The sequence below is a fragment of the Aeromonas caviae genome, from assembly GCF_000819785.1.
Lineage (GTDB): Bacteria > Pseudomonadota > Gammaproteobacteria > Enterobacterales > Aeromonadaceae > Aeromonas > Aeromonas caviae.
In genome coordinates this window covers 475-1,066 of sequence record NZ_CDBK01000077.1, presented here as the reverse complement: position 1 = coordinate 1,066, position 592 = coordinate 475, and the positions used below count along the sequence as shown (strand labels likewise).

Genomic DNA, 592 nt, shown 5'->3' with positions numbered 1-592 from the left:
GATATCGGCCCTCACTCCTCTGGTCGGGCAACTGGCGGCAGGAGTGCCCATCGTGCTGCTGCACAACGGCATGGGGATCGCCGATCAGGTGGTCGCACTCTTCCCCGACAATCCGGTGATCGCCGGCGTCACCAGCCATGGCGCCATGCAGAGCGGCCACTTCGTGTTCCGCCACACCGGCAAGGGGGAGACCTGGCTGGGCCCAATCAACGAAGCGGCCCGTGCCCATGCCCACCTCGCCGACGAGCTGGCCAGCGCCCTGGGTCAGGCCGGTTGGGATGAGCAGATCCTGACACGCCAGTGGCAGAAACTCGCCGTCAACTGCGCCATCAATCCCCTCACCGCGCTCTACAAGCTCAAGAACGGCGAATTGGCCGGTCCGCGTTTTGCCGATGCCCTGCAGCAAATCTGCGTGGAAGTGGCTGACGTCATGCGGGCAGAAGGTCAGCCCACCGGCAGCGAAGAGCTGCTACGCCGCGTCATGATGGTGGTGGAGCTCACCGCCGACAATTACTCTTCCATGTATCAAGACATGGAACAGGGCCGCGAGACCGAGATCGAAGCCATCACCGGCTTCCTGCTGGGCAAGGCC

1 protein-coding gene is annotated in these 592 nt (G+C 64.0%); it reads left to right on the top strand.

Annotated features, from left to right (window positions below; all coding sequences use genetic code 11):
• On the top strand, window positions 1-592 hold a 592-nt coding region (locus BN1120_RS12200; RefSeq protein WP_042016289.1), incomplete at both ends, for a ketopantoate reductase family protein.